Source organism: Leifsonia naganoensis (genome assembly GCF_013410615.1).
Lineage (GTDB): Bacteria > Actinomycetota > Actinomycetes > Actinomycetales > Microbacteriaceae > Leifsonia > Leifsonia aquatica.
Window position 1 is genome coordinate 2951335 of sequence record NZ_JACCHJ010000001.1, and the last position, 23580, is coordinate 2974914.

Annotated in this window: 25 protein-coding genes; 17 read left to right on the plus strand and 8 right to left on the minus strand. The window is 71.8% G+C overall.

Annotation, left to right across the window (positions count from 1 at the left end; all coding sequences use genetic code 11):
• The first annotated feature begins 5 nt into the window (after positions 1-5).
• On the plus strand, positions 6-626 hold the full coding sequence (locus HNR14_RS14275) for a TetR/AcrR family transcriptional regulator (RefSeq protein ID WP_179701562.1): 621 nt from the start codon (positions 6-8) through the stop codon (positions 624-626).
• A 95-nt stretch (positions 627-721) separates the two neighbouring features.
• Here HNR14_RS14275 and paaZ read toward each other — a convergent pair whose 3' ends face one another.
• On the minus strand, positions 722-2821 hold the full coding sequence (paaZ, locus tag HNR14_RS14280; protein WP_179701563.1) for a phenylacetic acid degradation bifunctional protein PaaZ: 2100 nt from the start codon (positions 2819-2821) through the stop codon (positions 722-724).
• Positions 2822-2869: 48 nt separating this feature from the next.
• On the opposite strand from paaZ, the gene HNR14_RS14285 reads away from it, so the two are divergent.
• Positions 2870-3283 carry a PaaI family thioesterase gene (locus tag HNR14_RS14285; protein ID WP_179701564.1) on the plus strand — a complete coding sequence of 138 codons (414 nt, stop codon included), beginning with the start codon at positions 2870-2872 and terminating at the stop codon, positions 3281-3283.
• Here HNR14_RS14285 and HNR14_RS14290 read toward each other — a convergent pair.
• The 3 genes from HNR14_RS14290 to HNR14_RS14300 all read right to left on the minus strand — a co-directional run bounded on the left by HNR14_RS14290 (position 3258) and on the right by HNR14_RS14300 (position 5498).
• Positions 3258-4145, minus strand: coding sequence for a 3-hydroxyacyl-CoA dehydrogenase family protein (locus HNR14_RS14290; protein WP_179701565.1), 888 nt, complete (start codon positions 4143-4145; stop codon positions 3258-3260). The two genes, HNR14_RS14285 and HNR14_RS14290, sit on opposite strands and share 26 nt — an antisense overlap.
• Positions 4142-4876 carry an enoyl-CoA hydratase/isomerase family protein gene (locus HNR14_RS14295; RefSeq protein WP_179701566.1) on the minus strand — a complete coding sequence of 245 codons (735 nt, stop codon included), beginning with the start codon at positions 4874-4876 and terminating at the stop codon, positions 4142-4144. Before HNR14_RS14295 ends, HNR14_RS14290 begins: the two co-directional genes overlap by 4 nt.
• 193 nt (positions 4877-5069) lie before the next feature.
• Positions 5070-5498, minus strand: a complete 429-nt coding sequence (locus HNR14_RS14300) for an Lrp/AsnC family transcriptional regulator (protein WP_039922931.1) — start codon at positions 5496-5498, stop codon at positions 5070-5072.
• Between the two features lie 127 nt (positions 5499-5625).
• Between HNR14_RS14300 and pdhA the strand changes: the two genes are divergently transcribed.
• Genes pdhA through HNR14_RS14320 form a run of 5 tightly spaced genes read left to right on the plus strand, consistent with a single transcriptional unit; the run spans position 5626 to position 10229 of the window.
• Positions 5626-6702, plus strand: coding sequence for a pyruvate dehydrogenase (acetyl-transferring) E1 component subunit alpha (gene pdhA / locus HNR14_RS14305; protein WP_179701567.1), 1077 nt, complete (start codon positions 5626-5628; stop codon positions 6700-6702).
• The gene (locus tag HNR14_RS14310; RefSeq protein WP_179701568.1) at positions 6699-7748 is read left to right on the plus strand and encodes an alpha-ketoacid dehydrogenase subunit beta; all 1050 of its coding nucleotides are present in this window, start codon (positions 6699-6701) and stop codon (positions 7746-7748) included. The genes pdhA and HNR14_RS14310 overlap by 4 nt, the downstream gene beginning before the upstream one ends.
• Entirely contained in the window at positions 7745-9091 is a 1347-nt protein-coding gene (locus HNR14_RS14315; RefSeq protein WP_179701569.1) for a dihydrolipoamide acetyltransferase family protein, read from the plus strand. The genes HNR14_RS14310 and HNR14_RS14315 overlap by 4 nt, the downstream gene beginning before the upstream one ends.
• Positions 9092-9095: 4 nt before the next feature.
• The gene (locus HNR14_RS21200; protein WP_281371294.1) at positions 9096-9227 is read left to right on the plus strand and encodes a hypothetical protein; all 132 of its coding nucleotides are present in this window, start codon (positions 9096-9098) and stop codon (positions 9225-9227) included.
• 51 nt (positions 9228-9278) lie between these two features.
• Positions 9279-10229 (plus strand): DMT family transporter, encoded by a 951-nt coding sequence (locus HNR14_RS14320; protein WP_179701570.1) that lies wholly within the window; start codon positions 9279-9281, stop codon positions 10227-10229.
• Here the strand turns inward: HNR14_RS14320 and HNR14_RS14325 are convergent.
• Both HNR14_RS14325 and msrB read right to left on the minus strand, forming a co-directional pair.
• On the minus strand, positions 10213-10764 hold the full coding sequence (locus HNR14_RS14325) for a nitroreductase family protein (RefSeq protein ID WP_179701571.1): 552 nt from the start codon (positions 10762-10764) through the stop codon (positions 10213-10215). The two genes, HNR14_RS14320 and HNR14_RS14325, sit on opposite strands and share 17 nt — an antisense overlap.
• Positions 10761-11165 (minus strand): peptide-methionine (R)-S-oxide reductase MsrB, encoded by a 405-nt coding sequence (msrB, locus tag HNR14_RS14330; RefSeq protein WP_039921598.1) that lies wholly within the window; start codon positions 11163-11165, stop codon positions 10761-10763. The genes HNR14_RS14325 and msrB overlap by 4 nt, the downstream gene beginning before the upstream one ends.
• 128 nt (positions 11166-11293) lie before the next feature.
• On the opposite strand from msrB, the gene HNR14_RS14335 reads away from it, so the two are divergent.
• The 6 genes from HNR14_RS14335 to HNR14_RS14360 all read left to right on the plus strand — a co-directional run bounded on the left by HNR14_RS14335 (position 11294) and on the right by HNR14_RS14360 (position 16813).
• Entirely contained in the window at positions 11294-11641 is a 348-nt protein-coding gene (locus HNR14_RS14335; protein ID WP_021761182.1) for a DUF3263 domain-containing protein, read from the plus strand.
• A gap of 22 nt (positions 11642-11663) precedes the next feature.
• Positions 11664-12212: a LytR C-terminal domain-containing protein gene (locus tag HNR14_RS14340; RefSeq protein WP_021761180.1), complete on the plus strand. Its 549-nt coding sequence runs from the start codon at positions 11664-11666 to the stop codon at positions 12210-12212.
• Between the two features lie 184 nt (positions 12213-12396).
• Positions 12397-12600, plus strand: a complete 204-nt coding sequence (locus tag HNR14_RS14345; RefSeq protein ID WP_021761178.1) for a cold-shock protein — start codon at positions 12397-12399, stop codon at positions 12598-12600.
• A gap of 227 nt (positions 12601-12827) precedes the next feature.
• The gene (gene groL / locus HNR14_RS14350) at positions 12828-14447 is read left to right on the plus strand and encodes a chaperonin GroEL (protein WP_179701572.1); all 1620 of its coding nucleotides are present in this window, start codon (positions 12828-12830) and stop codon (positions 14445-14447) included.
• Positions 14448-14661: 214 nt separating this feature from the next.
• Positions 14662-15732 (plus strand): hypothetical protein, encoded by a 1071-nt coding sequence (locus HNR14_RS14355; RefSeq protein ID WP_179701573.1) that lies wholly within the window; start codon positions 14662-14664, stop codon positions 15730-15732.
• Positions 15733-15745: 13 nt separating this feature from the next.
• Positions 15746-16813, plus strand: coding sequence for a hypothetical protein (locus HNR14_RS14360; RefSeq protein WP_179701574.1), 1068 nt, complete (start codon positions 15746-15748; stop codon positions 16811-16813).
• A 232-nt stretch (positions 16814-17045) separates the two neighbouring features.
• On the opposite strand, the gene HNR14_RS14365 is transcribed toward HNR14_RS14360, so the two are convergent.
• Both HNR14_RS14365 and HNR14_RS14370 read right to left on the minus strand, forming a co-directional pair.
• Positions 17046-18770 carry a sensor histidine kinase gene (locus HNR14_RS14365; RefSeq protein ID WP_179701575.1) on the minus strand — a complete coding sequence of 575 codons (1725 nt, stop codon included), beginning with the start codon at positions 18768-18770 and terminating at the stop codon, positions 17046-17048.
• Positions 18771-18832: 62 nt separating this feature from the next.
• Positions 18833-19525: a response regulator transcription factor gene (locus HNR14_RS14370; RefSeq protein ID WP_018191755.1), complete on the minus strand. Its 693-nt coding sequence runs from the start codon at positions 19523-19525 to the stop codon at positions 18833-18835.
• Positions 19526-19629: 104 nt separating this feature from the next.
• Between HNR14_RS14370 and HNR14_RS14375 the strand changes: the two genes are divergently transcribed.
• From HNR14_RS14375 to HNR14_RS14390, 4 genes are read left to right on the plus strand one after another with little or no spacing between them, the layout of a single operon-like run.
• Positions 19630-20847: an NAD(P)/FAD-dependent oxidoreductase gene (locus tag HNR14_RS14375; protein WP_179701576.1), complete on the plus strand. Its 1218-nt coding sequence runs from the start codon at positions 19630-19632 to the stop codon at positions 20845-20847.
• The gene (gene folP, locus HNR14_RS14380; protein ID WP_218875050.1) at positions 20834-21745 is read left to right on the plus strand and encodes a dihydropteroate synthase; all 912 of its coding nucleotides are present in this window, start codon (positions 20834-20836) and stop codon (positions 21743-21745) included. The genes HNR14_RS14375 and folP overlap by 14 nt, the downstream gene beginning before the upstream one ends.
• Entirely contained in the window at positions 21738-22490 is a 753-nt protein-coding gene (locus HNR14_RS14385) for a pyrimidine reductase family protein (RefSeq protein ID WP_179701577.1), read from the plus strand. Before folP ends, HNR14_RS14385 begins: the two co-directional genes overlap by 8 nt.
• Positions 22477-23376, plus strand: a complete 900-nt coding sequence (locus HNR14_RS14390) for an aminoglycoside phosphotransferase family protein (RefSeq protein WP_179701578.1) — start codon at positions 22477-22479, stop codon at positions 23374-23376. Before HNR14_RS14385 ends, HNR14_RS14390 begins: the two co-directional genes overlap by 14 nt.
• The last annotated feature ends 204 nt before the right edge of the window (positions 23377-23580 follow it).

Below are 23580 nucleotides of genomic sequence, written 5' to 3' on the forward strand. Positions count from 1 at the left end.
GGCGCATGACCGAGACGCTGGCGACCGACGGACTGCGCGCCGAGGAGCCGCGCTCCGACGGGCTACGGCGCGGCCGCCCGGGCTACGACCAGCGCGGCATCCTGGAGGTCGCGGTCGCCGCGTTCAACGAGCACGGCTACGACGCCACCTCGATCGGGATGCTCGCCACGCGGCTCGGCCTCTCCAAGTCCGCGATCTACCACCATGTCTCCTCGAAGGACGAGTTGCTCGCGCTCGCCCTCGACGAAGCGCTCGACGGGTTGGAGGGCGTGCTGCGCTCGCCGGAGGCCACCGACGGACCCGCCGCCGCCCGGCTCGCGGCGGTGCTCCGCGGCGCGGTGCACGTGCTCGCCGAGCGGAAACCCTACGTCACCCTGCTGCTGCGGGTGCGCGGCAACACCGAGGTCGAGCGGGCCGCACTCGCGCGCCGCCGCGCCTTCGACCGCGCCGTCGCCGATCTCGTCGCCGAGGCCCAGGCCGAGGGTGCGCTCCGAACCGACGCCGACCCGGTCGTCGTCGCGCGCCTGCTCTTCGGCACGATCAACTCGCTGACCGAGTGGTACGACCCCGCCGGCCCCGTCGCGCCCGACACCCTCGCCGACGTCATCCTCGCCTTCGCGCTCTGATCCTTCTGCTCCCGCCCTCCGACACCGCCGAAGTTCACGTCTTGGCGTTTAATCGGGGCGGAATGAGCGCCACAACGTGAACCTCGGCGGGAGGCTCACCCCTCCTTCGCCACGAGCGTCAGCACGTCGTAGCTCGCGACCAGCTCGTCGCGCTGGTTGCGGATGCGCGCATCCCAGCGCACCTCGCCGTAGTCGTCGGTCTCGCGCGGCGTGATCTGCTTGGCGGTGAGGGTGACGCGGATGCTGTCGCCCGGCACCACCGGCGTGAGGAACCGCAGCTCCTCCAGGCCGTAGTTGGCCAGCACCGGCCCCGGCGCCGGGTCGACGAACAGGCCCGCCGCCCACGACACCAGCAGGTAGCCGTGCGCCACCCGGCCCGGGAAGAACGGGTTGGCCGCGGCGGCCTCCTCGTCCATGTGCGCGTAGAACGTGTCGCCGGTGAAGGTCGCGAACGCCTCGATGTCGTCGAGGCCGACGCGGCGGGAGGGGGAGGCGACCTGGTCGCCGATTCGCAACGTTGCGAGTGACTTGCGGAAGGGATGCGGCCCCTCCGCCGACGAGACGGCGCCCTCGTGCCACACCCCGGTGACGGCGGTGAGCATGTCGGGCGAGCCCTGGATGGCGGTGCGCTGCATGTGGTGCAGCACGGCGCGGATCCCGCCCAGCTCCTCGCCGCCTCCCGCACGGCCCGGGCCGCCGTGCACGAGGTGCGGCATGGGTGAGCCGTGGCCGGTGGAGGTGCGGGCGTCGTCGCGGTCGAGCAGCAGGATGCGGCCGTTGTACGCGGCGGAAGCGAGCACGAGGTCCCGCGCGAAACCGGCGTCGTGAGTGGCGGCGCTCGTCACGAGCGATCCGCCGCCGAGCGCGACCAGTTCGGCCGCCTCGGTGGGCGAGCCGTACGACAGGATGCTCGCGACCGGACCGAACGCCTCGACCGTGTGCACCGCGGGCGTGCGCGCGTCGGCGAACCGCAGGAGCAGCGGCGAGACGAACGCCCCGTCCGCGACGACGCCGGTGCTGCCGTCCGCGAGTCGCACCGTGGGATCCCCGAGCTCGCCGACCACGACCTCCCCGCCCGCCTCCAGCAGCCGGCCGACCTGTCGCAGCACCTCGTCGCGCTGCGCGCGGGAGGCCAGCGGCCCCATCGTCACGCCCTCGGCGCGGGGGTCGCCGATGACGACGCGCTCCGCGATCCGGGCGCGCACCGCATCCGCGAGCGCGTCCTCGACTCCGGCCGGCACGATCGCCCGGCGGATGGCCGTGCACTTCTGACCGGTCTTGGCGGTCAGCTCGACGACCAGCTGCTTCACGTACGCGTCGAACTCGGGCGTGCCCGGCACGGCGTCCGGGCCGAGCACCGAGGCGTTGAGCGAGTCCGTCTCGCTGGTGAACCGGACTCCGCCGGTGTGGACGGCAGGATGGTCGCGCAGCGCCTGCGCCGTGGAGGCCGACCCGGTGAACGCGACCAGGTCGCCGAGCCGCAGCGCGTCGAAGAGGCCGGGCACGGCTCCGCAGACCAGCTGCAGCGACCCCTGCGGCAGGAGCCCGCTCTCGACGAGGATGCGCACCATCGCCTCGGCGACGTACGCCGTCGGCGTCGCGGGCTTGGCCAGTGTCGGCATCCCGGCCAGGAACGACGGCGCGAGCTTCTCGAGCAGCCCCCAGACCGGGAAGTTGAAGGCGTTGATCTGCACGGCCACCCCGGGCAGCCGGGTGTAGATGTGCTGGCCCGAGAACGAGCCGTCTTTGGACAGGGGTTCGGGAGGCCCGTCCACCACGACCTGCGCGTTCGGCAGTTCGCGCCGCCCCTTCGACCCGTAGGTGAAGAGGGCGCCGATGCCGCCGTCCACGTCGATCCACGCGTCGGCCCGGGTCGCGCCCGCGCGCGCCGACGCGTCGTACAGCTCCTGCTTGCGCTCGGTGAGTGCCTGCGCGAACGCCTTGAGCAGCAGCGCGCGCTGGTGGAAGGTCAGGGCGCCGAGGGAGGCCTGACCGACCGTGCGGGCGTGATCGAGCGCGGCGGCGAGATCGGGGCCGACCGCTCCGACCCGGGTCACGAGCTCGCCGGTGGAGGCGTCGAGCACGTCGGTCGCGGCGGTGCCGTCGGCGGGCGTCCACCACTCACCCTGCACGAAGCTGGGCAGCACGGTGCTGGGCAGCACGCTGCTGGGGGATGCGTCGCTGGATGGCGTCATCGGATTCCTCCTCGGAGAGCGGACCCGGCCGGCACGTATGCTGGCCGAATGGTCGACGGAGACACGGGCAGTGAATGGACGATCGAGCTCGGCGAGCTCGACGAGAAGATGGGTGTGCGCATCCTGGAGCAGTCGGCGCAGCGCGTCGTCGCGACGATGCCCGTGGAGGGCAACCGCCAGTCGTTCGGGCTGCTGCACGGGGGCGCGTCGGTCGCCTTCGCCGAGGCGCTCGGCTCGTGGGCGGCGGTGATCCACGCCGGTCCCGGACGGAGCGCGGTCGGCGTCGACATCAACGCCACGCACCACAAATCGGCGAGCTCGGGGCTCGTCACCGGAGTCGCGACGGCCATCCGGCTCGGCCGCACCATCGCGTCGCACGAGATCGTGGTGACCGACGAGAACGGCGACCGGCTCTGCACGGCGCGCATCACCAACCTCATCGTGGACGCCCCGGGCCGCTAGCCGCAGTGCCGCCGGCGTCCGGCCACGCGTAGAAGCCGCGGCCCGACTTGCGGCCCAGCATCCCCTCGGCGACCATGCGCCGCAGCAGCTCCGGCGGCTCGAACCGCGGGCCGAGCTCGCGCGCCAGATACTCGGCGATGTCGAGCCGCACGTCGAGCCCGACGATGTCGGTCAGCCGCAGCGGGCCGACGGGATGCCGGTAGCCCAGCTCCATCGCGCGGTCGATGTCCTCGGGGGAGCCGACGCCCTCCTCGATCATCCGGACCGCCTCCAGGCCGAGCAGCACGCCGAGGCGCGAAGAGGCGAAGCCGGGGGAGTCGCGCACGACGATCGCGGTCTTGCCGATCGCCTCCACCCATCCGGTGACCGCCGTGAGGGCCGAGGGTGCCGTCGCCGATCCGGCCACGACCTCCACGAGGGCGGAGGCGGGGACCGGGTTGAAGAAGTGCATCCCGGCGAACCCGCCCGGCCGGCGCAGCGATGCCGCCAGCGCGTCGATCGAGAGGGAAGAGGTGTTGGTCGCGAGCACGGCGGTCGGGTCGAGCAGCTCCTCGGCGCGCCGCAACGCCTCCGCCTTCAGCTCCGGAAGCTCGGGCACCGCCTCGACGACGAGCGGCGAGCCGACCAGCGCCTCCCACGCGGTGCCGACGACGAGGGCGTCGCCGTCGGGAGCCGTCTCGCCCCGCTCGACGCTCACCGCGATCGAGTGGAGGATGCGCTCGCGCGCCGCGTCGGCGGACGCCTGGTCGCGCTCGACCACCGCCACCCGAGAGCCCGCCATCAGGAAGGCGTGCGCGATCCCGGCACCCATCCGTCCGCCGCCGACGACGCCGACCCGCTCGGGCGCGCCTGCCGCGCTCATCCCCGTCTCCGCTCGAGGAACGCCGTCATCCGCCGATGCTTCTCGGGCGAATCGAACAGCACGGCCTGGGCCTCCCGCTCGGCGCGAGGATGGTCTGCTTCCGGAGCCGCCAGCACCTCCTTGGTGTACCGCGTCGCGAGCGGATCGTTCGCGGCGATGCGGCCGGCGAGCGCGTGGGCGCCCGTGAGCAGCTCGGCGGGCTCGAACAGGTCGGAGACCAGGTGGGCGGCGAGCGCCTCCTCGCCGGTGAGCACCCGCCCGGCGAGCACCATCTCCTTCGCGAGCGGCTCGCCGACGAGCCGGGGGAGGCGCCAGAGCGCGCCGGCCGCGGCGATGATCCCGAGCCCCGTCTCGGGGTTGCCGATCCGCAGCCGCGGCGTGCCGAGGCGGAAGTCCGCCGCGTACGCGAGCTCGGCTCCGCCGCCGAGCGCGTACCCGTCGAGGGCGGCGATGACCGGCATCGGCAGTTCGGCGATGCGGGTGAAGATCGTGGCGTTGATCGCGTGGCGGGCGTCGACGGCGGTGCGCTCGCGCAGCTCTGCGATGTCGGCTCCCGACGCGAAGACGCCGTCCGAGCCGGTCAGCACCAGGATGCGCGGATCGCGCTCGAGGGTCTCGCAGACCTCGTGCAGCTCATCCACCATCCGCTGGTCGATCGCATTGCGCCGCTCGGGCCGGTCGAGCGTCACGACCACGCGGTCGGCGGCCTCGGCGACCCGCAGCGTCTCCATCGCGTCTCTCCCTCGAATCGCGAATTACCGAACGAACGTTCAGTGAGTAAATAGTCGCAGAGCCCCGCGCCCCTGGCAACCCGCGCCGCGCCGCCCCGCCGAGGTTCACGTTGTTGCGCTCATTCGGCCCGGGATGAGCGCAACAACGTGAACTTCGGCGGAGGTGGAGGTGGAGGCAGAGGGGGCAGCGCACTCAGCGCAGGTCGTGGTCCTCGAAGACGAGGGAGGTCTTCGTGTCGCGCACCGAGGGGATGCTCGTGAGCTCCTCCAGGATCACGCGCCGCAGGTCCTCGTTATCGCGCGCCCGCACCAGCAGGATCACGTCGAAGTCGCCGCCGACGAGCGCGAAGTGCTCGACCTCCGGGATGCTGCCGAGCGTGTCGCGCAGCGCGTGCCACTCCGCCTGGTCGACCCGCAGCGTCACGTAGGCGGAGGAGGCCCGGCCCGACTTGCGGGGGTCGACCTTCGCCGTGAAGCCGGTGATCACGCCCTCGTCGACCAGCCGGGCGACGCGCGCGTACGCGTTGGCTCGGGAGACGTGGGCGGACTCCGCCACCGCCGTGATGGAGGCGCGGCCGTCGCTGCGCAAAGCGTCCAGGATGCGTACGTCGATGTCGTCCATGGTGGGAGACATCCTGCCACGAACATCGTTGCGACCGCACTGTTCGTCTCGAAGCCGGGGGATCGGTGGCGCGAGCGGTCCAGTGAAGTCATCCTGAGAGTGAGCGACGTCTTTCGAAGGAGAAACGATGCACTCGGACGATCTGCTGCCCGGCGACACCCCGCTGAGGCTCATCGACGAGGAGGGCTCGGGCCACCCGCACGAGCACCACCCGTTCCCGACCGCCGACCGGCTGGTCGACGGCTACCGGCGCCTCGTGCTGGGCCGGCGGCTCAACGAGCAGGCCGACGCCCTGGTGCGTCAGGGCAAGCTCGCGGTCTACCCGTCGTCGTACGGGCAGGAGGCCGCCGAGGTCGCGGCCGCGCTCGTGCTCGGCGAGCAGGACTGGCTGTTCCCGACCTATCGCGACACCGTCGCCGTGATCACCCGCGGGGTCGATCCGTTCGAGGCGCTGCTGATGCTGCGCGGCGACTGGCACTCCGGCTATGACCCCCGCGAGCACAATGTCGCCCCGCAGGCGACGCCGCTCGCCACCCAGCTGCTTCACGCCGTCGGCTTCGCGCACGCCGCCCGCCTGCGCGGGGAGGACACGGTCGTGCTGGCCATGTGCGGAGACGGCGCCACCAGCGAGGGCGACTTCCACGAGGCGCTCAACTTCGCGGCTGTGTTCCACCTCCCGGTCGTCTTCCTCGTGCAGAACAACGGCTACGCGATCTCGGTGCCGCTCAGCCGCCAGACCGCGGCGCCGAGCATCGCGCACAAGGGCATCGGCTACGGGATGCGCGGCCGCCGCGTCGACGGCAACGACCTCGCCGCGCTGCTCGCCCTGCTGGGTGAGGCCGTGGACGAGGCGCGCGAGGGAGGCGGCCCGACGCTGGTCGAGGCCGTCACCTACCGGGTCAAGCCGCACACCAATGCCGACGACGCCACGCGGTACCGCACGGCCGAGGAGGTGGAGCCGTGGCTCGCCCGCGACCCGCTGCTGCGGCTGCGCACCTGGCTCCAGGCGCAGGGCGCGCTCACCGACGGCGACGATGCGGAGGCGCACGCCCACGCCGAGAGCGTCGCCGCGCGCGTCCGCGCCCAGCTCGTCGAGGAGGCGCAGCCGCATCCCGAGGACCTCTTCGCCCACGTCTACGCCACCCCCACCCCGCAGCTGCGCGAACAGGCGCAGCAGCTCGCCGCCGAGGAGGCCGCCCGATGACGCTCATGCACGACGCGCCCGCCGACCGTTCCGCCGACACGGCCGGTTCCGCCGACCAGACCGGCCGCCAGACACTGAGCATGGCGCAGGCCCTCAACCGCGCCCTCGCCGACGCGCTCGCCGCCGACCCGAGCGTGCTCGTCTTCGGCGAGGACGTCGGGCCGCTCGGCGGCGTCTTCCGCATCACCGACGGTCTCACGGCCCGCTTCGGTGAGAACCGCTGCTTCGACACCCCGCTCGCCGAGGCCGGCATCGTCGGCACCGCGGTCGGCATGGCCATGAACGGGATGCGCCCCGTCGTCGAGATGCAGTTCGACGCCTTCGCCTACCCCGCCTTCGAGCAGATCGTCGACCACGTGGCCAAAATGGGCAACCGCACCCGCGGGGCGGTCCGCCTGCCGCTGGTCATCCGCGTCCCGTACGCCGGAGGGATCGGCGGCGTTGAGCATCACTCCGACTCCTCCGAGGCGTACTACGCGCACACCCCCGGCCTCACGGTCGTCTCGCCGGCGACCCCCGCCGATGCGTACGGGCTGCTGCGCGCGGCCATCCGCCATCCCGATCCGGTCGTGTTCCTCGAGCCCAAGAAGCTGTACTGGGCGACCGGCGAGGTCGACACCGCCGCACCCCTGCCCGAGATCGGGCGGGCGCGCATCGCCCGCGAGGGAACCGACGCGACGCTCATCGCGTACGGCCCCTCCGTCCCGGTCGCGCTCGCCGCGGCCGAGGCCGCCGCCGAGCAGGGGCGCAGCGTCGGGGTGATCGACCTGCGCAGCCTGGTGCCGTTCGACGACGAGACGGTGTGCGCCGCGGTGCGCGCCACCGGTCGCGCCGTCGTCATCGCCGAGGCGCCGGGATTCGCCAGCATGGCGAGCGAGATCGCCGCGCGCGTCTCCGAGCGCTGCTTCCACCACCTCCTCGCGCCGGTGCGCCGTGTCACCGGCTTCGACACCCCGTTCGCCCCGCCCAAGCTCGAGTCCTTCTATCTGCCGAACGTCGACCGCGTGCTCGACGCGATCGACACCCTGCAGTGGGAGGACGCATGACCGCCCGCGTCTTCGCCCTCCCCGATCTCGGCGAGGGCCTCACCGACGCCGAGCTGGTCCGCTGGCTGGTCGCTCGCGGCGACACGGTCGTCGTCGACCAGCCGATCGCCGAGGTCGAGACGGCCAAGTCGGTGGTGGAGGTCCCGTCGCCCTTTGCGGGCGTCGTGGCGGCCCTGCACGGCGAGGAGGGCGAGACGATCGCGGTGGGGGCGCCGCTGCTGGAAGTGGAGGAGGCCGGAGACCCGACACCCGCCCCGGAGGCCGCTGTGCCGTCCGGCGGCTCCGGCCAGGTGCTCGTCGGCTACGGCACCACCGTCGTGACGGGAGGCCGCCGGGCCCGCGTCTCCGTCGCCGCGACCGCGACCCTCGCGCCACCCGCACCCACGGCCCCTGGCGCCCCCGCGTCGCCGCGCATCGTCCCGGTGGTCTCGCCGGTCGTCCGTGCGCTCGCGCGCAGCCACGGAGTCGACCTCACGACGCTCCGCGCCTCCGGAGACGGCGGAGTCGTCACCCGCGCCGACGTGGAGGCCGCCTTCGCCGCGCCGTCCCTTCCGCGGACAAGCGCCGACCCGGGTGCCGACCCCGGCACCGACCCGCGCACAGACTCCCGCACGGGGCTCACCGTGCGCGCGATCGAGCCGTTCTCGCGCTTCCGCCGCACGGTCGCCGAGACGATGTCGCGCAGCCGGGCCGAGATCCCCGAGGCGACCGTGTGGGTGGATGTCGACGCCACCGACCTCTGGAACGGCCGCCGCCGTCTCCGGTTCGACGGGCGCACCCCCTCGCTGCTCTCGTTCATCGCCCGCTTCGCCCTGGCCGCCCTCGCCCGCCGGCCCGAGCTGGCCTCCCGCGTCACCGCCGACGGCGGCGGCCTAGAGTTCTTCGACGGCGTCAACCTGGGCGTCGCGGTCGACACCCCGCGCGGCCTGGTCGTGCCCGCCGTGCGCCGTGCCGACCTCCTCTCGGTGCGGCAGCTCGACGGCGAGCTCGATCGCATCGCCCGCGCCGCACGTGACGGCTCCCTCGGCCCGGCCGAGCTCACCGGCTCCACCTTCACGATCAACAACTACGGCAGCCTCGGTGTCGACGGCAGCGCGGCCATCATCAACCATCCCGAGGTCGCCATCCTCGGCGTCGGGCGGATGATCGAGCGCCCGTGGGTCGTCGACGGCGCGATCGTGCCGCGCCGCATCGCGCAGCTCTCGCTGGTGTTCGACCACCGGGTGACCGACGGCGGGGTCGCCGCAGGATTCCTGCGCGACATCGCGGACGCGATCGAGTCGCCCCTCGGCGTGCTGGCCGACGCGCCGCCGCCGGGCGCTCCGGCCCCGGGCATAGGGTGAACGCATGACCGACGAGAAGAAGACCGACACGGGCGACGACTACGACCTCTCCGACGAGAAGCTGGTCGCCCCCGAGGAGAACATCGACTGGCTCCCTCACCCGGAGCCCACCGACGGCGAAGCCCCCGCCCCCTGATCCGCGAGAGCGGAGGCGAGCGCAGACGCCCGCGCGGATAGTGTTGGGGGAGTGACCCCACGTACCTTCCCCCTCTGGCTGGCGCTCCTCATCGCGATGGTCTGCGGTGCGGGCGTCGCCCTCCAGTCCCGCATCAACGGGGAGCTCGGCCGGAAGCTCGACGACGGCTTCACGGCCGCCGCGATCTCGTTCGGCTCGGGTCTCGTCATCCTGCTCGTCGCCCTGGCCATCGCACCGGCCGGCCGCCGGGGGCTGCGTCGCGTCCGTGACGCGCTCCGCGGCGGTGAGCTGCGCTGGTGGTACGTGTGCGGCGGCGCGGCGGGTGCCTTCCTCGTGCTCTCGCAGGGCCTCACCGCGGCCGTCCTCGGCGTCGCGCTCTTCACGGTCTCGGTCGTCGCCGGTCAGACCGTGAGCGGCCTCGTGCTCGACCGCATCGGGCTCGGCCCCGGCGGCCGCCGCCCGCTCACCCCCGCCCGCGTCGCCGGCGCGGTCATCGCGCTCCTCGCGGTCACCTGGGCGGTCTCGGCGCAGTTCGGCGGCAGCGTCCCGGTGTGGATGATGCTCCTCCCGCTCATCGCGGGCCTCGGGATGGGCTGGCAGCAGGCCGTCAACGGTCAGGTGCGCGTCGTCGCCGAGAGCGCGCTCACCGCTACCTTCATCAACTTCCTCGTCGGCACCACGGTGCTCGTCGTCCTGATGCTGGTCCACTGGGCGCTCGCCGGCCTCCCGAAGCCGCTGCCGACGGAGCCGTGGCTCTACCTCGGCGGCGCGATCGGCTGCGTCTTCATCGCGGGTGCCGCGCTGCTCGTGCGGGTGACCGGCGTGCTGCTGCTCGGCCTCGCGACCGTGGCCGGCCAGCTCCTGACGGCGCTGCTGCTCGATCTGCTCGCGCCGACCTCCAGCGCGCCCGTCGCGTTCTCGACGATCGGCGGAACACTGCTCGCCATCGTGGCGGTCGGCGTCGCCAGCGTGCGCTGGGGCGCGCTCAGTCGAGCACGCTGAGGAAGCGCTCCGCGGCCAGCGGCTTGCGGTGCCCCTCCTTGCTCCCCGCGGGGATGCCACCCACGTAGAGCCAGCCGAGCAGCCGCTCGTTCTTCTTCAGGCCGTGCATCTGATGGACGGCCTTCGCACGCGTCTGGTGACCGGTGCGCCAGATGACACCCCAGCCCGCATCGTGCAGCAGCAGGCTCAGGATGTGCGCGACGCCGGACGCGACCGCGTCCTGCTCCCAGCCGGGAACCTTGCTGCTCTTCTTGCGGTCGGCGACGATCGCCAGCAGGAGCGGAGCGCGCAGCGGCTTCGTCGAGATCTTCTCGGCCTCGGAGCCGCGGGCCTTCGCATCCTTCGCGAACGCCCGGCCCAGACGCAGGCGGGCGTCACCGCGCAGCTCGATCACGCGCCAGGGGTGCAGTGCGCTGTGGTCGGCGACGCGGCCCGCCGCGGCGACGAGCGTCAGCAGCTCCTCATGCGTCGGAGCGGCCTCCGTCACCCGGGAGTACGACCGCCGCGCGCCGACGCGGGCGGCGAGGTCGCTCATCCGGCGTCCGGGGTGAAGTTGAGCGAGATCGAGTTCATGCAGTAGCGGTCGCCGGTGGGGGTGCCGAAGCCGTCGGGGAACACGTGGCCGAGGTGCGAGCCGCAGTTGGCGCAGCGGACCTCGGTGCGGACGACCCCGAGGCTGTCGTCCTCGAGCAGCTGCACGGCCTCCGGGCGCACCGACTCGTAGAAGCTCGGCCAGCCGCAGCCGCTGTCGAACTTGGTGCCCGACTTGAACAGCTCCGCGTTGCACGCCGCACAGGTGTAGAGGCCGGCGCGTCCCTCGTCGAGCAGCTCTCCGGTCCACGGCCGCTCGGTGCCGGCTTCGCGCAGCACCGCGTACTGCTCATCGCTGAGCTCCTCGCGCCACTGGTCGTCGGTCTTCTCGACCTGGTAATCCATCGGGGGTGCCTCCATGCGGTTGGGTGGTCTGACTACACCCTAAACGGGCAGGAGGGGCGTCCTGTTCCCTGTTTCAGACGGCGACGTGCCGGGGCCAAACGGCCAACACACAGGACCTCCCGCCTAGGATGAGCGGCGAGCGTTCAACGGAAGGCGGCGGTTCGAGGGAAGGCGGCACGCGCGTGGCCGAGGCTGCAGAGCACCACGGGGCCGAGCCCCAGCGGTCCGGTCTGAGCGAGCGGGACGCCGCGATCCTCGCCTTCGAGCGCCAATGGTGGCGGCACGCCGGCGCCAAGGAGCAGGCCATCCGCGAGGAGTTCGGTCTGTCCGCCGCACGGTACTATCAGCTCCTCGGAGCCCTGATCGACCGCCCGGCTGCTCTGAAGCACGACCCGATGCTCGTCAAGCGGCTGCTCCGGCTCCGCGAGACGCGGCAGGCCGCCCGCCGGACCAGGGCGCTCCCGTCCGACGACTGACCCCCGAGGAAACCACCCCAAGATGGCAGAGAAGTTCCCCCGCGACCGGTTCGACGAGATCCCGGGCGACATCCAGCGCGTCGGCGCGCACCGTGCCCCTCGCCCCCGAGGCCGCGGCTGGATCGCGTTCGGCTGGGCGGCCCTGGCGACCGTCGTGCTCGTGGGCGCCGGGATCTTCGGGCTCTCGCTCGTCAACGGCGCCATCTCCTTCAACGGGTCCACCCCGTCGGGCTCGGCCACGCCCACCCCGACGCCGACTCCCACGCCCACCATCGTCCCCACCGTCGACCCCAGCCTCTCCGTCAACGTGCTCAACGGCACCGCGACCGCCGGGCTCGGCGGCAAGGTCGGCGATGTGCTCACGGCGGCGGGCTGGAAGGTCGGCGCCGTGGCCAACGCCGACATGACGGACCTGACCACGACCGTCGTGTACTACTCCGACCCCGCGAAGGAGGCGGCCGCCCTCGGCGTCGCGCAGTCGCTGCCCGGGGCGACCATCCAGAACACTCAGGACTTCGCAGACACGGGCGCCGACATCACGGTCGTCGTCGGCTCCGACTACACCGGCTGACGTCCCGCGGGACTCCCCGCGCTCGGGGACGACCCCGGATCCCTTTGTTTCCGGCGTGTTTAACTTTCGGCGGATTTGGTAACGGATTCACAAAAAAGCTGGCAATCACCCGTATAGCACGCATTATTATCGGTCCAACGCGCGGCGCTGGACCGCGCTTGCGACACAGCAATGGGAGTAATGCATGGCGAACGGAACCGTGAAGTGGTTCAACGCTGAAAAGGGCTACGGATTCATCACCGTCGATGGTGGGGGGCAGGACGTTTTCGTTCATTACTCCGCAATTGACATGTCCGGGTACAAGGTCCTCGAGGAGGGCCAGCAGGTCGTGTTCGAGGTCGGTTCGGGGAACAAGGGTCCCCAGGCCGAGTCGGTGCGCCTGGCCTAGAACCCAGCGATTCGACGAGAGGAGCGCCGCCCCGACGGGGCGGCGCTCTCCTGTGCGCGGGGCATCGACGCCCCGCGCACGCTCGTCCCGCCGTCACAGCGTGGTGACCCCTCCCTCCCTCGTCTTGCACTCGACCGCAGCGAGTGCCAGAATCGCTTTAGCACTCCATCTGATCGAGTGCTAATAGACCGAATCTTTCGCAGACGTCCGGGAGGGACGAGAAACACATGGCAAAGATCATTGCTTTCAACGAGGACGCGCGTCGCGGCCTCGAGCGCGGCCTGAACATCCTGGCCGACACGGTCAAGGTGACCCTCGGCCCGCGTGGTCGCAACGTCGTCCTCGAGAAGAAGTGGGGCGCCCCCACCATCACGAACGACGGCGTCTCCATCGCGAAGGAGATCGAGCTCGACGACCCGTACGAGAAGATCGGTGCGGAGCTCGTCAAGGAGGTCGCCAAGAAGACCGACGACGTCGCCGGTGACGGAACCACCACCGCGACCGTCCTCGCCCAGGCGCTCGTCAAGGAGGGCCTCCGCAACGTGGCCGCCGGCGCCGACCCCATCACGCTGAAGCGCGGCATCGAGAAGGCCGTCAAGGCCGTCACCGAGGAGCTCATCGCCAGCGCCAAGGAGGTCGAGACCAAGGAGGAGATCGCCGCCACCGCGTCCATCTCCGCCGGTGACAGCACAATCGGCGACATCATCGCCGAGGCGATCGACAAGGTCGGCAAGGAGGGCGTCGTCACCGTCGAGGAGTCGAACACCTTCGGCACCGAGCTCGAGCTGACCGAGGGCATGCGCTTCGACAAGGGCTACCTGTCGCAGTACTTCGTCACCGACCAGGACCGCCAGGAGGCGGTCTTCGAGGACCCGTACATCCTCATCGCCAACCAGAAGATCTCCTCGATCAAGGACCTGCTCCCGATCGTCGACAAGGTCATCCAGGCCAACAAGCAGCTCCTCATCATCGCTGAGGACGTCGACGGCGAGGCTCTCGCGACCCTGATCGTCAACAAGATCCGCGGCATCTTCAAGTCCGTCGCCGTCAAGGCTCCGGGCTTCGGCGACCGCCGCAAGGCCATGCTGCAGGACATCGCGATCCTCACCGGCGGCCAGGTCATCTCCGAGGAGGTCGGCCTCAAGCTCGAGAACGTCACCCTCGACCTGCTCGGTCAGGCCCGCAAGGTAGTCATCACCAAGGACGAGACCACCATCGTCGAGGGTGCGGGCGACCCGGAGCAGATCGCCGGCCGTGTGGCCCAGATCCGCAACGAGATCGACGCCACCGACAGCGACTACGACCGCGAGAAGCTCCAGGAGCGCCTCGCGAAGCTCGCCGGCGGCGTGGCCGTCATCAAGGCGGGCGCGGCCACCGAGGTCGAGCTCAAGGAGCGCAAGCACCGCATCGAGGACGCCGTCCGCAACGCGAAGGCCGCCGTCGAGGAGGGCATCGTCGCCGGTGGTGGCGTGGCCCTCATCCAGGCCGGCAAGCTCGCGTTCGAGAAGCTGGAGCTCGTCGGTGACGAGGCCACCGGTGCGAACATCGTCAAGGTCGCCATCGAGGCGCCCCTGAAGCAGATCGCGATCAACGCGGGCCTCGAGGCCGGCGTCGTCGTCGAGAAGGTCCGCAACCTCCCGGTCGGCCACGGCCTGAACGCCGCGACCGGCGAGTACGTCGACATGCTCGCTTCGGGCATCAACGACCCGGTGAAGGTGACCCGCTCGGCGCTGCAGAACGCCGCGTCGATCGCCGGCCTCTTCCTCACCACCGAGGCCGTCGTCGCCGACAAGCCCGAGAAGAACCCGGCTCCGGTCGGCGACCCGACCGGCGGCATGGACTTCTGAGTCCCACCGCGTCGAGTTTTCTCACGCACTGACGCAGAGGGCGTCTCCCTTCGGGGAGGCGCCCTCTCGTCGTTTCGATACGGCACCGTTATGCGCGCCGTGGCTGCACGGCCCCTGCCGATGGATAGTCTTCTCGACGGGGGTTGCGGCGTATGCCGCATCGGGAATGCGCTCGCATCGGGGGTCGCAGCGAGCGCACGATCGGGGAGGAATCATGCGTTCGTCACGTTGGGCGATCATCGCCACCGCCGCTGCGCTGCTCGCGCTGACCGGGTGCACGCCCGCGGCTGAGGGCGGCCCGACATCGACGGGCGGACCGCGGCCGACCGCATCGTCGACGCCGGTAGCGGTGACGACGCCGGCTCCCGCGTGCGCCGACCTCGCCGATCCCGAACAGATCATCGCGCTCGTGGGAGGCTCGGGCGCGCCTCAGAAGATCGAGCACCTGCAGTCCGGGGGGATCGGCTGGGACGCGTCGTGGAGCACTCGGACGGCGAATGGTGCCGTCTGCGGCTGGGGCGAACGGCAGGCCGACATGGTGTTCGACGCGCCGATCGCGAGCACCGTCGTGCTGCAGATCGCGCCGGGTCTCGAGAGCGCGTGGAACTCGCTTGCGCAGGAGCAGCAGCCGAGCGTGGGCAGCCCGTACGACGGTGGAGTGTCCCTGGGCGGTCGCTGCGTCAGTGGGGGCCTCTGCATGACCGATGTGCTCGTAGACGGCGCGTGGCTCCACGTGCAGGCGGAGGGGGACGGGGAGCTCGCCGAGTCGGCGTTCCACGACTTCGTCCAAGGCGTCGTCACACGCTATCGCGCACTCCCCGCTCCGACGGTGCGTCAGCCGCATCCGCGCTCGTGCGACGCTCCTGAGCTTCGGGCGGCCGTGAAGAGCGTCTTCGGCGAGGAGGGTGTGCTCGCCCCCGCCCACGCGCAATTCACGCTCGACGCCGGGCTCTTCCGCGCCGGCTACCTCACCACCTGTCGTTTCGACGCGGCGGACGGTGACAGGGGGTGGGAGACCTGGGTCACCATCCTCGACGACGCGCCGTCGAGCCTTGTCGCGGCCTATCGTGCAGGGGTCGAACATCCGCAGAGCCGGCCCGTCGACGTCTCCGCGCTCGGCGGCGACGCCTCAGGCCTCTTCGAGCCCAGTGAGGACTCCGAGCGCACGATCGTCGACGTCGCGGACGGCGGCCGCTGGCTCGACATCGTGACCTACAACACCGATGACACCGCCACGACGGTGGCCCTGGCCCAGGCGCTCCTCGCGAGCAGCTGGGTGAAGTAGAACAGGCCGTCCCATGCTCCGTTCGAACCGGATCCTGAGCCTCGCCCTCGCGGCCGCGATCGGCGTCGCTTTGAGCGGCTGCGCCGCGCTCGGCATCCCGGTGCCGGGAGCGTCGACCGTCACGCCGACGCCGACCGCGACCCCGGCCGCGTTCGCACTGGACTGCCCGGCTACCGTCAGCAGCGCCGATCTCAGCGTGCTCCTCGGCGCTGACGCCTCCGCCGTGGCGACGCCTCCCGGGATCACGCAGACGGTCGCTGCTGCCGGGCCGCTGGCGCTCCCGGCGGTCGGCGGCTCCTCCTGCCGCTGGAAGCACGGCACGGGCACGCTGACCGTGCAGGTCCTCCCGCATGCGGCCGCCGCCTGGAAGACGCTCTCCGAGGCGAATCCGACCGTCGCCACGCCGGGAGCGGACTACGACGGCGGGGTCTCGCTCGGCGGAAACTGTGCGCTGGCTCCCACGGTCTCCTGCCTGACCAACGTCCTCGTGGCGGATGCCTGGCTGTCCGTCGTCCTCGACACGTCGGCGCCCGGGCTCACCGAGGCCGGCTTCCACGACGCGGTGCAGCGGATGCTGCCGCCGGTCACGGCGGCGCTCGCGAAGGCGCCGACGCCGCAGGCCGGAGCACCCCTCGACTGCGCTGCCGCCGACCTGCGCGCGGAGCTGCAAACCGCCTTCGCCCTCCCCGGCGTGACGACGTTGGCGGTCGAGCCGACCTTCCGCATCGCCGACGGCGTCATTCTCGGGCCTGGGGTGACGCTCTGCCAGTTCCAGCCGACCGACGACAGCGGGACCGGGACCGGCACGTACCTCGGTGCCCTGTCGGTCCTCCCGGGCACCGCGGCCGCGTACGAGCAGCTTCGTGCCGCCGTGCTCGCTCAGGATCCGAGTGCGCGCAGCGAGCTGATGACCGTGAAGGGCGACCAGGTCCCCGCCCTCGTCTGGAGTGGAACCGTGGAGAGAACGTCGTTCGCGTCCGTCGACGCGATGGTCGGATCGCGCTGGATCGAGTTCCATTCGAGCGATCCCGACGACACGCGCTCGCTCGCCATCGTCCAATGGATCGCCGCGAAGCTCTGACCGCGCGCGACTGCTGCGTCTCGGTACGTGTGCGGCGCGTCGCCACGCCGCACACGTCCCGTGCGACCGCAGTCGCCACCGCGTCGGCGCCGGGTCGCGTTCGACACGCGCCGAGACCGTCCGCGGCGGCGGCCGCAGGCAATTGCTGCGTCTCGGGACGACTGCGACGCGTCGCCACGCCGCACACGTCCCGGGCGACCGCCGTCGCCGCCGCGGAGCGCGCGCGGCGCCCTTACGCCTGCAGCGGCTTCGGTGCGGCCGGGGAGCCCGCCAGTGGGAGCGTGACGCGGAACGTCGCGCCGCCGCCATCGGTCTCCGAGACGTCGACCGTCCCGTTGTGCGCCGCCACGATCGACGACACGATCGCGAGCCCGAGGCCGCTGCCGCCGGTCTCGCGGGCACGGGAGGTGTCGGCGCGCCAGAAGCGCTGGAAGATCTTCTCGCGGATCTGCGGCGGGATGCCCTCGCCGTGGTCGCGCACCTCCAGCGACGCGCGCTCGGTGCGGTGGTCGATCTGCACGGCGATCTCGATCGGGCTGTCCACCGGCGTGTACCGCAGGGCGTTGCCCATCAGGTTCGTGACGACCTGGCGCAGCTTGTTCTCCTCCGCGAGCACGATGGCGGGCTCGGCGGGCGCGGGATTCGCGAGCACGACCTTCTCGGTCGTGGTGACCGGGATCGGCTCGGTCCCGCGGCGCGGACGGCTGCGGCGCAGGCGCGCGAGGGCGGAGCCGGCGAACGCGATCGGCCCGGTCGCGTTCGACACCTTGCCCGCCGCGGCGGACGACGGCAGCTCCGAGAGCGGCATCGGGACGGTGTCCAGCGTCGGCTCGTCCGGGTCGGTGGAGGGTGAAGCCGCCGGCACCGGGTCCGGTGTGAGCACGGTGACGATGCGACCCGGCGAGCCGGCCATGGCATCCATCGCCGCATCCTGAGCGATGCGGACGAGGTCGACGGCGTGCAGGTCGAGCGGCTTGGCCTCGTCGAGGCGGGCGAGCTCCAGGAGGTCCTCCACGAGGATCCCCATCCGGATCGCCTCCTTCTCGATGCGCTCCATCGCCTGCCCGACGTCCTCGGGGGTCTGCAGCGCACCCATCCGGTACAACTCGGCGTAGCCGCGCACCGACACGAGCGGCGTGCGCAGCTCGTGGGAGGCGTCGCCGACGAAGCGCCGCATCTGGTCGATGGTGCGCGCGCGGTCGCTGAAGGCGCGGTCGATCCGGTTCAGCATGGTGTTGAGGGAGCGGTTGAGCCGGCCGACCTCGGTATTCGGGGTCGCGCCGCCGAGGCGCTGGCTGAAGTCGCCGTCGGCGATCCGTGCGGCGGTCTGCTCCACCTCCCGCAGCGGCTGGAACGTCGTCGTCACGAGCATGCGAGTGAGGCCGGCGCCGACGATGATCACGATCACCCCGAAGCCCAGGAAGATCGCGAGGAAGCTCGCCATCACGGTGTCGATCTGCGACGTGGTCGTCGCCACGATGGCCGTGCCGAGGGCGCCCGGCGGATTCGTCAACGTCACCGTCTGCGCCAGGGCGCGGTAGGTGGTGCGCCCGTCGTTGCTCTGCAGCGGATACCCGCCGGCCGGCAGCTTCTTGCCGTCGGCGACGCTGAGCGTGTCGGGCACGGCGGGGCGGTGCGAGTACGGGATGTTGGTCCAGTTGGTCTTGACCAGGTTCCCGTCCGCGTCGTACAGCGCCGCGAAGTAGTCAGACGGGCTCGCGTCGGAGGCGATCTTCTCGCTGTCCGATGACGTGCCGTAGAGGTACGTGTTCAGGTACGACGCGCCCGACGCGGCCGAGAGCTGCGCATCCAGCTGGTCGAGCAGCACCGGCTTGAGCATCGACATGGTGCCGATGCCCGTCACGAGCAGCCCGAGCGTCAGCATGAGCACGGTGACACCCGTGATCTTCGTGCGCAGGGAGATCGCGTTCCAGCGGTCGAGCAGGCGTGAGTGCATCAGGCCGTCAGTCTACGCAGCGCATGCTGTGTGCCCCCGGTGCGCCGGAGCGCAGGCGGAGGTCACGCCTTGGCGGCCTTGAGCATGTAGCCGAAGCCGCGCTTGGTCTGGATGAGCGGCTCGCTGGAGTGCGCATCCACCTTGCGGCGCAGGTACGAGATGTACGACTCCACGATGCCCGCGTCGCCGTTGAAGTCGTACTCCCAGACGTGGTCCAGGATCTGCGCCTTCGAGAGCACGCGGTTCGGGTTCAGCATCAGGTAGCGCAGAAGCTTGAACTCGGTCGGGCTCAGCTCGATGGGGGTGTCGCCCACGAACACCTCGTGGGTGTCCTGGTCCATCGTGAGCTCGCCGGCGCGGATGACGGCGTCCTCGTCGGCCTGCATGGTGCGGCGGAGGATGGCCTTGATGCGCGCGACGATCTCGTCGAGGCTGAACGGCTTGGTGACGTAGTCGTCGCCGCCGACCGTGAGGCCGGTGATCTTGTCCTCCGTGTCGTCCTTCGCGGTGAGGAACAGGATGGGCGCCGTGTAACCCGCGCCGCGGAGTCGCTTGGTGACGCCGAAGCCGTTCATGTCCGGCAGCATGACGTCGAGGATGATGAGGTCTGGCTCCTCTTCGAGGACCGCGGAGATGGCCTGCGCGCCGTTCCCGACCGCGCGCACGGCGAAGCCGGCGAAACGGAGGCTCGTGGTCAGCAGATCGCGGATGTTCGGCTCGTCGTCGACGATGAGAATGCGTGGTCCTGCGTTCATGGTGCCTAGTATCTGCGCGGCGGCTGTGGCTTAGCTGTGAGCGCGTGGGGTGCGACCTACGCAAGGGTCTGGCGCCGACCGTGCGATCAGTGGATGCTGTGGACATGTCGAATCCCACCGTCGTCATCGCCGGGGCCGGGCTCGCGGGCGCGACCACCGCGGTCGAGCTGCGTGAGCGCGGGTTCGCCGGCCGCATCCTGCTGCTCGGCGCCGAGGAGCACCATCCGTACATCCGGCCGCCGCTCTCGAAGGAGTACCTGAAGGGCGAGGGGGATGTCGGGGACACCTACGTGAAGCCGGGGGAGTGGTATCCCGAGCACGACGTCGAGTTCATGCCGGGTACCGAGGCGGGCTCGTTCGACCCCGGCGCGCACGAGCTGTTCCTCACCGGCGGCGCGCGGCTCACCTACGACAGCCTGGTGCTCGCGACCGGCGCGCGGCCGCGCTCGCTCGACGTTCCCGGCAGCGGGGGCGGCGACGTGCTGCGGCTGCGGACGATCGAGGACAGCCAGCGGCTCTACGCGGCGCTGGAAGTCGGCGGGCGACGCGTCGTCGTCGTCGGCTCCGGGTGGATCGGGATGGAGGTTGCGGCCGCCGCCCGCGGCTACGACAACGACGTGACCGTCGTCGGCCGCCAGAGCATCCCGCTGGCGGGCGCCATCGGCCCCGAGCTCGGCGGCGTCTTCGAGCAGCTGCACCGCGACCACGGCGTGCGGTTCGTGACCGGCGCCGTCGCGGCGGTCGAGGGAGGCTCCGGCCATGCCGTCGTGCTGGCCTCGGGTGAGCGCATCCCCGCCGATCTGGTGGTCGCGGGTGTCGGCGCCACGCCGGACGTGCTCGTCGCCGAGCGCTCCGGCCTCACCATCCAGAACGGCGTGCTCACCGACAAGGGGATGCGGACCTCCGCCGAGGACGTCTTCGCCGTCGGGGATCTGGCCAACCCCTACCTGCCCGCCATCGGCCGCCACCTGCGCAACGAGCACTGGGCCAACGCGATCGCGGGTGGCACCGTCGCCGCGCGCAGCATCCTGGGCGAGCGCGCGAGCTACGACGACATCCCGTACTTCTACTCCGACCAATACGATCTGGGCATGGAGTATTCGGGATACGCACCGCTCGCCGCGGACGCCCGCGTCGTGTTCCGCGGCGACGTCGACGCGCGCGAGTTCATCGCGTTCTGGCTGCGCGACGACCGCGTCGTGGCCGGCATGAACGTCAACGTGTGGGACGTGCAGGACGACATCCAGCGCCTCATCCGCTCCGGCGACCGCCTCGACCCCGCCCGCCTGACGGACGAGAGCGTGGACCTTGCCGCGCTCTGAGCCCTATCTGCCCCCGCTCCGCGTGCCCGTCCGCACCATCGGCGCGCGCACCTTCGACTTCTCGCGGCAGGTCGCCGTCATGGCGGTCGTGAACCGCACGCCCGACTCCTTCTACGACCAGGGGCGCACGTACGCGCTGGATGCCGCCGTCGACGCGTGCTTCGAGGCCGTCGCGCTCGGCGCCGACTGGGTCGACATCGGCGGCGCCCCGTTCGCGCCCGGCGACCCCGTCCCCGTCGAGGACGAGATCGAGCGCGTGACCCCCGTCGTGAGCCGGCTGCGGGAGGGGTCCGACGTCGTCATCTCGGTCGACACCTTCCACGCGCGGGTCGCGCGCGCCTCGATCGACGCCGGCGCCACCGTGATCAACGACACGACCGGGCTGAGCGATCCCGATCTCGCTCGCGTCGTCGCCGACAGCGCGGCGACGCTCGTCATCACGCACAGCCTCGCCGAGCCGCGCACCGTCTACCCGAGGCCGCAGTACGGGGATGTCGTCGCCGAGGTCTCCGCGTTTCTGCTCGACCGCGTCGACCGTGCGCTGGCCGCCGGGGTGCCGGAGGAGCGGATCATCATCGACCCCGGCCACGACCTGAACAAGAACACCCTCCACTCGCTCGAGCTCACCCGCCGGCTCTCCGAGCTGGCCGACCTCGGCTACCCGGTGCTCGCCGCCGTCTCGAACAAGGACTTCATCGGCGAGACCCTGGATGCTCCGCGCAGCGCCCGCCTGGAGGGATCGCTCGCCGCGGCCGTCGTCTCGATCGTCAACGGGGCCCGGATCATCCGGATGCACGACGTGCACGCGTCGGTCGCCGCCACGCGGATGACGGAGGCCATCCTCGGCCTGCGTGCCCCCGCCTACCTGAAGCACAACATGGGAGACGTGAATGAGTGACGCCGCCATCGGACGCCTGTTCCCCGCACCCGCGCAGGACGCGCTGAGTGACGACGAGCTCTCGGCTCTCTACGACCTCCCGACGCGCTCGCCGTGGGTGCGCGTCAACTTCGTGAGCAGCGTGGACGGCGCCGCCACCGTGCAGGGGCTGTCCGCCGGGCTCGGCGGCGACGCCGACCACCGCGTCTTCGACCTCCTGCGGCGGCTCTGCGACGTCGTCGTGGTCGGCGCGGGCACCGTGCGCGCGGAAGGCTACGGACCGATGCGCGTCGACCGCGCCTCCCAGCACGCCCGGGTCGCGGCCGGTCTGACCGAGCAGCCCGTCTTCGCCCTGGTCTCAGCCGGACTCGACCTCGACCCCGCCAGCCCGATCTTCACCGACGCCCCGGTGCGGCCGATCGTGATCACCGCCGAGACCGCGCCCTCCGAGAAGCGCGACGCCCTCGCCGCGGTGGCCGACGTGCTCGTCTGCGGCGTCGACCGGGTCGACCCCGCCGCGATGGTCGCGGCGCTCGCGGAACGCGGTCTGGGCCGCATCCACTGCGAGGGAGGCCCGCACCTCTTCGGCGACGTGATCGCCGCCGGCGCCGTCGACGAGCTCTGCCTGACCGTCAGCCCGACCCTCGTCGCGGGCACCGCATCCCGGATCGCGACGGGAGCGACTCCCGACGTGCCGCCCGACTTGCGGCTGGCGCACGTGCTCCGGAGCGAGAGCACCCTGCTGCTGCGGTATGTCCGGCCCTGACCTCGAAGCGCCGGACGCGCCGCCCGTGATCGACACGGCGCTCGTGCGACGGCTCGTCGACGCGCAGTTCCCGCAGTGGCGCGACCTCCCGATCACCCCCGTCGAGCACGACGGCTGGGACAACCGCACCTTCCGGCTCGGGAGCGAGCTGAGCGTGCGCCTCCCGAGCGCCGCGGGGTACACCGGCCAGGTGGCGAAGGAGCACGAGTGGCTGCCGCGGCTCGCCTCCCGGCTGCCGTTGCCCATCCCGCAGCCGGTCGCCGCGGGCGCGCCCGGCGAGGGGTACCCGTTCCCGTGGTCGGTGTACCGCTGGCTCCCCGGCCGGCCGCTCGCGCTCGCCCGGGAGGAGGCGGACGAGGTGGAGGCCGTGACGCTCGCCCGGGACATCGGCGCGTTCCTCGTCGCCCTCCGCGGAGTGGATGCGACCGACGGCCCCGCGCCCGGCACGCACAACTTCTTCCGGGGTGCCCCGCCCGACATCTACGGCGAGGAGGCGCTCGCGGCGATCGCGCTGCTCGGCGACGACGAGCCGGCCGCGCGCGACATCTGGGAACGGGCGACCGCGTCGCACTGGGAGGCCGCGCCGGTCTGGTTCCACGGGGACGTCGCCGAGGGCAACCTCCTCGTCGACTCCGGTCGCCTGAGCGCCGTCATCGACTTCGGCACCTCGGGCGTCGGCGACCCCGCCTGCGACCTCGTCCCCGCCTGGACGATGTTCGACGACCCCGCGCGCACCGCGTTCCGCGCCGCCGTCGCGCTCGACGACGCCACCTGGGCGCGCGCCCGCGGCTGGGCCCTCTGGAAGGCCGCCATCACCCTCCGCGACCGCCCCGCCGACCCCGGCTCCCGCACCACCCTGCGCCGCCTCCTCGCCGACCCGGCCTGACCTGTCCTGACCCGACCCGGCCACCTGATGGTCGCGGCAAGATGTCGCTACCGGAGGAGATTCACCCCCTCGCCCCCGAAATCTCCTCCCGAACCTGCGTTTCCGCCACCCGCGGCCGCGGATCCCCTCCGTTACCGACGGCCGTGGCTAACGGAGGGAGTCGGCGCGAAGCGACGGCGTGTCGGCAGGGAAGGGAGGAGAAGC